Genomic DNA, 10,465 nt, shown 5'->3' with positions numbered 1-10,465 from the left:
CGGACCAGCCGAGCCACGCGGAGTCCGGGGACCATGTGAATCCCTCAATGCTGCCCTCGCCGATGCTGCTCAGCTGGGATATCGTGCCCGTGCGGGTGTCGGCAAGGTAGATATCACCGAACGCCGTGCCGACGGCGAGCCAGCGCCCGTCCGGGCTGGCTTCGATGGCGCTGGCCCGGCTGGGCTTGGGGAAGTCGATCCGCGTCAGCTCATCGGAGGCAGGCGCGGCCTTCACGGCGGCGCCCGCACCGGCCCGGTCGGGCTCGGAGCCGGAGATGGAGCCGGCTGCGTCTGCGGCAGCCGGGGCCGGGACCGCTGTGACCGGACCGGACACGGAACCGCTTGCAGCGGCGGGGATTGATCCTGCGCCGGTCAGGGCGGCTGCGGACACCGGCTTGGGCAACTGCATGCCGGCGTCCTCGGCGGAAGCAGCGGGCTGGGCCGTTGACTCGGCAGCGGGCTGCACGGCCGGCTGCGGGGCCTTCGATGCTGCCGCAGCCGCTCCGGCCAGGGGCGCCGCAATGGCTTTCAGGTACAGGGCCTCGACGCCGTCGTGGTCGGCGACATAGGCGATCCGGCCCTCGCCGAAGGGCCGCGGCAGCCGTGCCCGGACGCCCGGGGTGGCCTCGAGGACGCGGGAAGGGCCGTCCTTGTGCCGCAGCCAGTGGACGGTTCCGTGGGATTCGACGGCGCTGGACGCGCCCGTGCGGTCCGGTACGACGTCGCCAAGGTGCTTCGAGGGCTTCAGCGGGGCGGGCCGGCGCGCCTGCGAGGCGGAACCGAGCACAATGTCGAGCTTGACGGCCTCGGCGTCGAGGCTGGGCAGCAGCCAGAGCTCACCGGCCGATTCGAAGACCACGCGTTCGCCGTCGGTGGCGGCGTGGCGGACATAGAAGTCCTCGTGGTCCGTGTGGCGGCGCAGGTCGCTGCCGTTGGGCAGGACGGAATAGAGGTTTCCGTAGCCCTCGTGGTCGGACAGGAACGCGATCCGTCCCTTGACCCACAGGGGGTCAGTGAGGTTTCCGTCGAGCGCAGCAGCGAGCCGGACGAATTCACCGTTTCCGTCGGCGTCGATCCACAGCTTGCCGGCGGCGCCGCCGCGGTAGCGCTTCCACCAGGCCGGCTCACGCGAGAGGACGCTGGCGAGCACCACGGGGCGTTCGTCGCCGACGACGGGGCCATAGGCCACGGACTCGACCGGGCCGAACGTAAGTTCCTGCGCCCAGCCGCCGGTCACGGGGAGGCTGTAGGCGTGGGTGTGACGGCTGTCGGACTGGCGGAAAGCGCTGGTGACCAGGACGTCGCCGTCGGGGGTGAAGCCCTTGACCCGGGTGGAAGGGTGGCCGAAGTAGCTCAACTGGCTGTAGCCGCCGCCGTCGACGTTGGCCGTGACGACTTCCGGGGCAGTCCCTTGGACGACGGTCCAGACCAGACGCTTGCCGTCGGGGGTGAAGCGGGGGTTGCGGGCCGGCAGTTGCAGGGAGGATACGCGCCAGGCGCGGCCCCCGCCCACGGGTGCAATCCAGACGTCGTCCTCGGCCACAAAGGTGACCAGATCGCCGTGCAGATGCGGGAAACGGAAGTAACTCGAGGGGGTCATCGTTCGATCATAGCCACAACGGTCCTTACGGCCCGGGAGGTTTCGCGGCCGTGCCGGGCATGGTGAGATGGATCATGCGAATCCTTATTGCCGGGGCCTCCGGGCTGATCGGAACTGCCCTTTCGGGTGCACTGCGCAGCGAGGGGCACGACGTCGTCGCCCTGGTCAGGCGTGCCCCTGCGTCCCCAGCCGAGTTCCAGTGGGACCCGGCCGCCGGCCGGATCGACGACACGGCGCTGAAGGGCGCGGACGCGGTGGTCAACCTCTCCGGCGCCGGGATCGGCGACCGGCCCTGGACCAAGGCGCGGGTCAACGAGCTCCGCGCCTCCCGGCTGGGGGCTACCCGGACCCTCGCGGCCGCCATGGCGCGCACCGACGCGCCGCCCGCCGTGTTCCTGAGCCAGTCGGCCTCCGGTTACTACGGCAACGCCGGTGCGGCGGTGCTGCGCGAGACCGCGCCGGCCGGCACCGGCACCCTGTCCCGGATCTGCGTCGACTGGGAGGCCGCGGCGCATGAGGCGCCGGCCGGTGTCCGGGTGGTCACGCCCCGCACCGGGGTCGTCCTGAGCCGCTCCGGCGGCGCACTGGGACGGTTGTTGCCGCTGCTGCGCCTGGGCGTCGGCGGCCCGCTCGGCAATGGCCGGCAGTTCTGGCCGTGGATCACTTTGCCGGATGTGGCCGCCGCCTTTTCCTTCCTTCTCTCGGCGCCCGTCTCCGGGCCGGTCAACGTCTGCGCCCCCGAAGCCGCAGATGTGAATTCCCTGATCACGCAACTGGCCAGGGCGCTGCACCGGCCGGCGGCGCTGCGGGTACCCGCCCCGGTGCTGCGGCTGGTGATGGGCGATCTCGCCGAAGAGCTGCTGCTCGCGAGCCAGCGGCTGGAGCCGGCCGTCCTGGCGGAAAACAGCTTCGCCTGGAAGCACCCGTCCCTCGACGCGGCCGCCGCCTGGGTGGCTGGGCGCGGCTAGCTGCCGCTATTAGCCGTGCAGCGTCGGGTACCTCTGGAGGAAAAGCGCCAGGGATTCGGCCAATGCTCTGATCTCCCCCGGATCGACGCTCTCGTTCGGTGCGTGGATGAGAGCGAGCGGTTCCTCGACCCCCAATAGGATGATCTCCGCGTCCGGGTAGGTGTCGGCGAGCACGTTACAGAGCGGAATCGATCCGCCTTGCCCCAGGGTTACCATCGGCCTTCCGTAGGCCTCGGACATCGCGGCACTCATGGCATCAAAGGCCGGGCCTCCGACTGGCGCCTGGAATGGTGCCCCGATCGCCTCGAGGTCCACCGTGACGTGGACGCCCCAGGGTGCGGCGGCGTTGAGGTGGTCAACCAACGCCGTGTGGGCCTCGGCGGCCGCCATGCCTGGCGGGACGCGCAGGTTTAGCCGCGCGGACGCCCGCGGCACGATCGACGCCGTCGAGCCGGTTACCGCCGGGCAGTCGATGCCGAGCACGGTGATGGCCGGCCGCGCCCAGAGCATGTCGGACACGCTGCCGTCCCCCAACAACGAGACCCCCTCAAGAACTCCGGCGTCGACGCGGAACTGCTCGGGCGGATAGGGCGCGCCGGTCCAGGTCTGGGCATTGTCCAATCCCGTGACTGTGGTGTTGCCTTGCTGGTCCCGCAGGGATGCCAGCATGGCGATCAATCCGGCCAGCGCGTCGGGGGCTGCGCCGCCAAACATGCCGGAGTGGAGTTCTGACGCCATCGCCTCCACCGTTACCACGACATTGACCATCCCCCGCAGGGTCACGGTCGCCGCTGGGTGTCCCACTGCGGCGTTGCCGGTGTCGCAGACCAGGATGGTATCGGCGCGGAGCAGGTCATGGTGGCTCTCGACGAACGCCTCGAGCCCGCCGGTGCCCTGTTCCTCCGACCCCTCGACCACCAGCTTCAGGTTCACGGGCACGTCGTTGCCGAGTGCCCTGAGCGCGAGCAGATGGGCGACGATGTTGCCCTTGCAGTCGGCGGCACCCCGGCCGTACCAGCGCCCGCCCACTTCAGTGAGTTCGAAGGGCGGGGTCCGCCATACCGAGTCATCGAGGGGCGGCTGCACATCGTAGTGCGCGTAGAGCAGCACGGTCGGCGCGTAGGGATTGGATCCCGGCCTCGAACCGACCACCGCATCGGAACCGTCCGGGGTCCGCGCGCGGTGCACGTCCGAAAATCCGAGTCCGGCGAACTTGTCCAGCACCCACTGGGCAGCCTTGGCACACTCCTCCGGGGGGAACTGCCGTGCATCCGCGACCGACCGGATGGCCACGAACTCGGCGAGTTCTTCCCGTGCCGGACCCATCAGATCGGTGATGCGGGCGCGCAGGTCCACGGCTCACGCACCGCCCGTGTTTGAGGTCTTCAGGTCGTCAATGAACTCCTGGAATTCAGCGAGCTGGTCCGGGCAGTAGACCTTGATAATCGCGAGCTCGCCCACGGCGATCCGGGCGTTCACGATCACCGGCCTCATTCCAGGCCCAGTCGCCCCGTTCGTCAGCTGGCTCAGGAACGTGGCCCGGCTCAGGGCGTCGTTCGGGTTCGTGCAAACCGCGCCGCCGTCGTCACCGAGCACCCGGGCTATCTGCTCGCGCGAGGGTGCCGTCCCGCCGGCGGATTCAATCTCAGCTATCAGCTGGTCGGCCTTCGCCAGGGATTGCTGGGTCTCCCTCGCCGTTCTGAAGTTCAGCAGTGCGACGACGGCGAACGCCACGAGCAGGACCATGGCAACGATGTAAACGATCGAGCGGCTGCGCTTGGTCGAGGACTCCTGATGCGTGCTCATGACTTCGGGACCTCCGTCTGCGTCTGTTGGTCGGGCAGCTTCCAGGAAGGCTTGCGGAACCTGTAGAAGAGGAACGGCACGAGCAGCCCGAGCCCCAGTGCGCCGCCGCCCACGATCAGGAAATAAACGAGCGGATCGCCGTCGCCGAACTGCGACGGCGGAACGAACCCGACAAGCAGCGCGGCCAGGGAGGCTGCGAAGCCGACGCCGCACAGCCCGATCAGCATCGGCGCCCGGTAGCCACGCGGGTGGTCCGGGTCGTTACGGCGGAGCCGGACCGCGGCCACGAACATCAGCAGGTACATGATCAAGTAGACCTGTGTGGTGATTACCGAGAAAATCCAGTACGCGCTGGAGACATCCGGGATGAGCGCGTAGCCGAGCGCGATCACGGTAGTGACGAGCCCCTGGACCACCAGGAGGTTCTGCTGGATGCCGTTCTTGTTCAGCTTTTGCAGGAACGGCGGGAGGTAGCCTTCCTCACGCGAGATCAGCAGCAGGCCCTTGGACGGACCGGCCAGCCACGTCAGCATGCCGCCGAGGGAGGCAGCAACCAGCATGATGCCGAGGATCGGAGTGAGGCCTTGCAGGTTAAAGGACGACAGCACCGCGTCGAAGGCCTGCATGACACCCGCCGTAAGGGAGAGTTCATCGGCCGGGACGATCCAGCTGATCGCGAGCGCCGGCAGGATGAAGATCAGCAGGACGAGTCCCATGGCCAGGAACATCGACTTCGGGTATTCCTTGGGCGGGTCCTTCAGGGAGGACACGTGCACCGCGTTCATCTCCATGCCGCTGTAGGACAGGAAGTTGTTCACGATCAGCACCAGGCTGGCCAGCCCGGCCCATTCGGGCAAGAAGTTTGCCGCGGTCATCGGAGCGGCGGACGGGTTGCCCTGGCCGAGGAAGACCACACCCAGGATGACGAGCAGGGCACCCGGGATCAGGGTGCCGATGATCAGGCCACCGCTGGCCAGGCCCGCCACGCCCTTCGTGCCGCGGGATGAGACATACACGCCGGCCCAGTAGAACACCACGATCACCAAGGCCGTCCACACTCCGCTGCTGGCCAGCGCCGGGTTGAAGACGTAGGCGAGGGTGCTCGCGACGAATCCCAGCAGGGTCGGATAGTAGAAAATCGTCATCGCGAACTGGCACCACACCGCCAGGAAGCCCATAGGTTTGGAGATTCCGGACGATACCCAGTTGTAGACGCCACCCTTCCAGCCGGACGCCAGTTCAGCTGACACGAGGGACGTGGGCAGGAGGAAAACGATCGCGGGAACGATGTAGAGGAAGACTGAAGCGAGGCCGTAGACGGCCATGGTCGGGGCAGCACGGAGACTGGCCACCGAACTCGTGGTCATCAGTGCCAGGGCCACCCACGAGATCCACACGGCCGGTGGTGCCTTCGGCCGGGTCACTGCCTGTTCGCTCACGTGAGCCACACCCTCAAGTGCCACGTGGTCTGCGCCACGGGCCAGGCGGAGCTAAACCGCCTGGGGCGAGTAGTCGTCGGCTTGAACATGCCCACTTCCCCCTTATCACACAAAGTGCTCGGTGCCTACAGAATGGACCTAGGAATTAGCAGGGAACAGTCCCCAACTCCCCTATACGTCAGATCGCCGGAGTGCTAATTTGCGCGGCTTCGGGTGCGCTTCCACAGCAAATCGGTGATCAGCGCAAGGGCAAGGATGACCACCAGCGCGGCGGCGGTTGCGGGTTCGTTGACGAGCGTGGTGGTGCAGAACACCAGGAACGTGCCCATGGTCGCGATCAGGGCGATGATGAGCATGAAAAGCAGGGCGCCGGTCTCCCTGTACACCTTGAAGTGGGCCAAGGTGACGGCGGAGAAAATGAGCAGTGCCACCGCACTTCCGAGGGAGGCAATGCTGTTCAGGTTGAACAGCAGCACCATCACGGCCGCGAGGCCGGCCATGACCAGCAGTCCGACCGGTACTTGCCGGCGACCCACGGATCGGCCGAACACCGGCGGGAACTGGCCCACTGAGGCCAGGTGCCGGGTCATCCCCACAGAGGGGTAGAGGGTGGCGTTCACCGCCCCGGCGGTGGAGAGCAGGGCGGTGACCACCATCAGCACGTATCCGAACTGGCCCAGCGTCGGCTTGGCGGCCTCGGCCAGCGCTGTGGCGCCGTAGGCGACGACCTGGTCGGCGGTCAAGGTTCCGAAGACGCCCAGGGAAACCGCGACGTACACCGTCGTGGCGATCGCCAGCGCCAGGTACATGGCGCGGGGCAGTTGACGGGACGGGGCAGGCAGATCCTTCGCGGTGAAGGTGATGACGCCGAACCCGAGGAAGGCGAAAAACGTCAACGCCACACTCGCGATGATCTCGCGAACGCCCGGGTAGCCGGCCGGATCCAGGAGGGCGGGGTTCCAGTTCGCGATTGTGACAATTGCGAACACGGACAGGATGGCCAGCACCGCCTTCACGATCAGCGACTGGACTTTGGCCACCGCCGTGGAACCGACAGCGTTCAGGAAGGTCATGAGCACGATGAGGGCGACAGCGAACACCTTGGCCCAGGTTGGGTCACGACCGGTCAGGACCGCGCTGGCATACCCCCCGAAGGACGACGCCACCATGGCCCCCACGATCGCGCCGGTCACATAGAACAACCACGAAACGATCCCGGTAACGTGCCCCTCCCCGAACCCCCGGGCCAGGTAGGCGAGCATGCCTCCGCCTGACGGGTACGTGGCGCCGAGCTTGGCAAACGAGTACCCCTGAAGGCCGGCGATGGCGCCCGCGATGAGAAAGGACACCCACACGGCCGAGCCGGCGACGGCGCCGGCTGCGCCCAGCAGCGCGAAGATTCCCGCGCCCACCATGGAACCCACCCCGATGAACGCTGCTTGGATGACGGTCATCTGCTTCTTCGGAACCGTGGTCGACATGGCGTCCCTCTCCGGCTTCAGGCACTCGCAAGCAGCCGTCTCGCAGGGAGGCTACCACCGGTCCCCCGACGGCGGAACCCTAGCCCGCTTCGGGCCCCGGGGGTAGAACGTCCTGGATCTGCCAACGCCCATCGACGGGCACCAGGACGAGGTGAAGCTGCTGCGCGGAGGCGGCGGGAACCTCAGCCACTATGGCGCCGTTTCCATCGAGCTCCCGGTACGCGGAGGGCGCGGTGGTGATGGCCACCACGGCCCGGGCGGGGCTGCTGTCCGCGGTGGCCTCAATCCGGGTCAGGGAGGTCGAGAAGCCGGCCAGGACATGGCCGGAGGCGCTGAGCTGCGTTCGGATCCGCGCGTCGGCAGCGGCGGCTGCCGACCCCGGGGCGTTGACGTCATCGAGCAGGCCGAAGTCCCCGGAGCTGAGCGCGAGCGAGCGAAGCCGGGCGAGACCGCGGACGGCCTCCGCCGGATCCGGCGAGGCCAGCAGCGCCTCCAGGTCGGGAAGGACTACGGTGGCCCCGCCGTCGGCCGTGGAGGGCGGCGAGACGCCCGCCGGACCCTCCGACGGCGCCGCCGGTGCCCCGGGGCCCATGGGACTTCCTGTCTGCACCGGCGCATCGTGGCCGGCCACGAACCCTGGAAACAGCCCGGCGACGGCGTCGGGGGCCGGGCCGCCACCGGCCAGCAGCCAGATGCCGGCCACCAGGGCTGCAGCGGCGAGACCGAGCGGCAGCGCCCTCCGCGCGGGGGACCTTCGGAATCCGCGGTGGAGTCCGGCTTTCCGGACAGCGCCTGGGCGCCGGCCCGGGCCCGACTGCACGGCCTTGCGTGTGAGCAGTTGGGGGATGACCGTGGGGTGCACGGAGACCGACAGATCGACGGGCTCCGCCCGGGCGCTGCGGTAGACCATAGCGGCAAACTCCGCCGCCGGGGGACGCTCCCGGCGCTCACCGCTCAACCCCGCTTCGAGGGCGGCCACCAACGCTGCCGGCACCTCCGGGACCAGAAGGCTCAGCGGTGGACGATGCGCCCCTGGCTCAGGGGCCCGTCCGGTGAGGCAATACCAGCCCAAGGCTGCCAGGGAGTAAATGTCGCGTTCGGGCTGCAGCCCGGCCCGCACAGCGTCCGAGGGGGCGGGATCCTGGAAACCTGCTGTGCCCTCTTCCGCGACCGGAGCGGCGTCGGCCATCATGCGCGCGACGCCGAGATCGGCCAGCAGCGGTTTGCCCTCGGCCGTGAAGAGCACGTTACCGGGGGCCACATCACCGTGGGTGAAGCCTTGGCCGTGAAGGTATGCCAGGGCCTGCGCGATAGGAGTCAGGACCGTCACCGTTTCGCCGGGACCCAGACGTCCCCGGCTTCGCACGAGCGACGCCAGCGAGCCGCCGGGTGCGTAGTCCAGCGCAAGCCCGAGGCCGCTGCCGCCAGAGTCGTGAACCGGCAGGCGCACCACCGCGTGCACGCGAAGCAGGTGGCCGTGTGCCAGGGCGGAGAGGATCCGGACTTCGCGCCGCATGACGTCCTCGGCCTCGGATTCTTCCGGTGCGGCGCGGTCGGCATCGAAGCATTTGAGGGCGAACTCGCGGCCCGTTGACTGTTCGGTGACCAGCCAGACCGTGGCGCTGCCGCCGCGCCCCAGGAGGCGTCCGACGTCGTAACCGGGAACCTGGGGGGCCGCACCGGCGGCCGGCGGGAGATCTTCCATACCCAAGGAATAGTCGATTGCGCGGAATCGTGCAGAAGTTATCCACAGGCATGAGAGCTTAAGCACACAAACGGGAGGTGGGTGCGGCGGGGTCTAAGCTTGATGCCATGACTCTTGAGTTCAAACAGCTGGGTCTCGCCCCGGACTTCGTCGATTACACGCGCGGATGGGACATCCAGCGCGAATTGCATGAAAAGGTCCTCGCAGGCACCGCGCCCAGCACTGTACTGCTGCTCGAACACGCCGCGGTTTACACCGCAGGCAAGCGCACCGAAGACCATGAACGGCCCTTCGACGGAACTCCCGTTGTGGCCGTGGATCGCGGTGGGAAGCTGACGTGGCACGGCCCCGGCCAGCTCATTGGCTACCCCATCATCAAACTGAAGAACAAGGCTGGCATCCGCGACTACGTGGAGCGGCTGGAAGCGGTCATCATCGCCGTCCTGGCGGACTACGGCATCGCCGCCGTCCGGATCAAGGGCCGCGCGGGCGTCTGGATCGAACAGGACGAAAAGGGTCCGGACCGCAAGATCGCGGCCATCGGCATCCGCGTCCACGAAGGCGTCACCATGCACGGCTTCGCGATCAACTGCAACAACGATCTCGCCCCCTACGGCCAGATCATCGCCTGCGGGATCAGCGACGCCGGAGTCACCACTATCACCCAGGAACTTGGCAGGGACGTCACCCCGGCGGACCTCGTGTCGCGGATCACCGAAGAACTGCGCAAGAATGAACAAGCCCTAGTTGCAACCCCAGAAGGAGCTCTACTGTGACACTGGCACCAGAAGGCCGGAAGATGCTGCGCATTGAGCAGCGAAACGCGGCCACACCGGTGGAACGGAAGCCGGAATGGATCAAGGCCAAGGTCCAGATGGGCCCGGAGTTCGTCCAGCTCAAAAACCTCGTCAAGAAGGAGGGCCTCCACACGGTGTGTGAGGAGGCCGGCTGCCCCAACATGTTCGAGTGCTGGGAAGACAAGGAGGCCACCTTCCTGATCGGCGGCTCCGAATGCACCCGGCGCTGCGACTTCTGCCAGATCGACACCGGCAAGCCCTCCCCCGTGGACATGTTCGAGCCCACCAAGGTGGCCCGCTCGGTCCAGGCCATGGCCCTGCGCTACGCCACCGTGACCGGTGTGGCCCGCGACGACCTCGCCGACGAGGGCGTCTGGCTCTACGCCGAAACGGTCCGCAAGATCCACGAACTGAACCCGGGCACCGGCGTCGAACTGCTGATCCCCGACTTCTCCGGCAAGCCCGAGCACATCGCGGCGATCTGCGACTCCAAGCCCGAGGTCTTCGCCCACAACGTCGAGACCGTGCCCCGGATCTTCAAGCGGATCCGCCCCGCGTTCCGCTACGACCGCTCCCTGGACGTCATCACCCAGGGCCGCAAGCTCGGCATGGTGACCAAGTCCAACCTGATCCTCGGCATGGGCGAGACCCGCGAGGAAATCTCCGAGG

The 10,465-nt window shown here is 67.9% G+C and carries 8 protein-coding genes and 1 pseudogene; 3 read left to right on the top strand and 6 right to left on the bottom strand.

Translation table 11 applies throughout. The features are described from left to right. Nucleotides 1-1,600: pseudogene (locus tag Y706_RS24655) on the bottom strand (PD40 domain-containing protein); the annotation flags it as partial. Between the two features lie 74 nt (nt 1,601-1,674). On the opposite strand from Y706_RS24655, the gene Y706_RS0109535 reads away from it, so the two are divergent. Further along, nucleotides 1,675-2,568: a TIGR01777 family oxidoreductase gene (locus tag Y706_RS0109535; RefSeq protein WP_028276419.1), complete on the top strand. Its 894-nt coding sequence runs from the start codon at nt 1,675-1,677 to the stop codon at nt 2,566-2,568. A 9-nt stretch (nt 2,569-2,577) separates the two neighbouring features. Here the strand turns inward: Y706_RS0109535 and Y706_RS0109530 are convergent, their stop codons facing one another. The 5 genes from Y706_RS0109530 to Y706_RS0109510 all read right to left on the bottom strand — a co-directional run bounded on the left by Y706_RS0109530 (nt 2,578) and on the right by Y706_RS0109510 (nt 8,999). Further along, nucleotides 2,578-3,924: a dipeptidase gene (locus Y706_RS0109530; RefSeq protein ID WP_028276418.1), complete on the bottom strand. Its 1,347-nt coding sequence runs from the start codon at nt 3,922-3,924 to the stop codon at nt 2,578-2,580. Between the two features lie 3 nt (nt 3,925-3,927). Next, nucleotides 3,928-4,374: a hypothetical protein gene (locus Y706_RS0109525; protein WP_028276417.1), complete on the bottom strand. Its 447-nt coding sequence runs from the start codon at nt 4,372-4,374 to the stop codon at nt 3,928-3,930. Further along, complete coding sequence (locus Y706_RS0109520; protein WP_028276416.1) at nt 4,371-5,813, bottom strand: glutamate/gamma-aminobutyrate antiporter GadC; 1,443 nt, start codon at nt 5,811-5,813, stop codon at nt 4,371-4,373. Before Y706_RS0109520 ends, Y706_RS0109525 begins: the two co-directional genes overlap by 4 nt. 194 nt (nt 5,814-6,007) lie before the next feature. Next, the gene (locus Y706_RS0109515; protein ID WP_028276415.1) at nt 6,008-7,294 is read right to left on the bottom strand and encodes an APC family permease; all 1,287 of its coding nucleotides are present in this window, start codon (nt 7,292-7,294) and stop codon (nt 6,008-6,010) included. A gap of 79 nt (nt 7,295-7,373) precedes the next feature. Next, complete coding sequence (locus tag Y706_RS0109510; RefSeq protein ID WP_028276414.1) at nt 7,374-8,999, bottom strand: serine/threonine-protein kinase; 1,626 nt, start codon at nt 8,997-8,999, stop codon at nt 7,374-7,376. A 107-nt stretch (nt 9,000-9,106) separates the two neighbouring features. Here Y706_RS0109510 and lipB point away from each other — a divergent pair, with 107 nt between their 5' ends. Next, nucleotides 9,107-9,775: a lipoyl(octanoyl) transferase LipB gene (lipB, locus tag Y706_RS0109505; protein ID WP_028276413.1), complete on the top strand. Its 669-nt coding sequence runs from the start codon at nt 9,107-9,109 to the stop codon at nt 9,773-9,775. Continuing rightward, nucleotides 9,772-10,465, top strand: a 694-nt coding sequence (locus Y706_RS0109500) for a lipoyl synthase (RefSeq protein ID WP_043435752.1), incomplete at its 3' end; no start/stop codon positions are given. The genes lipB and Y706_RS0109500, both read left to right, overlap by 4 nt.

This window comes from Arthrobacter sp. I3, from assembly GCF_000520575.1.
GTDB classification, from domain to species: Bacteria; Actinomycetota; Actinomycetes; order Actinomycetales; family Micrococcaceae; genus Arthrobacter; species Arthrobacter humicola_A.
Note: the sequence above shows the minus strand (reverse complement) of the source record. Positions and strands in the feature narration are given on the sequence as shown.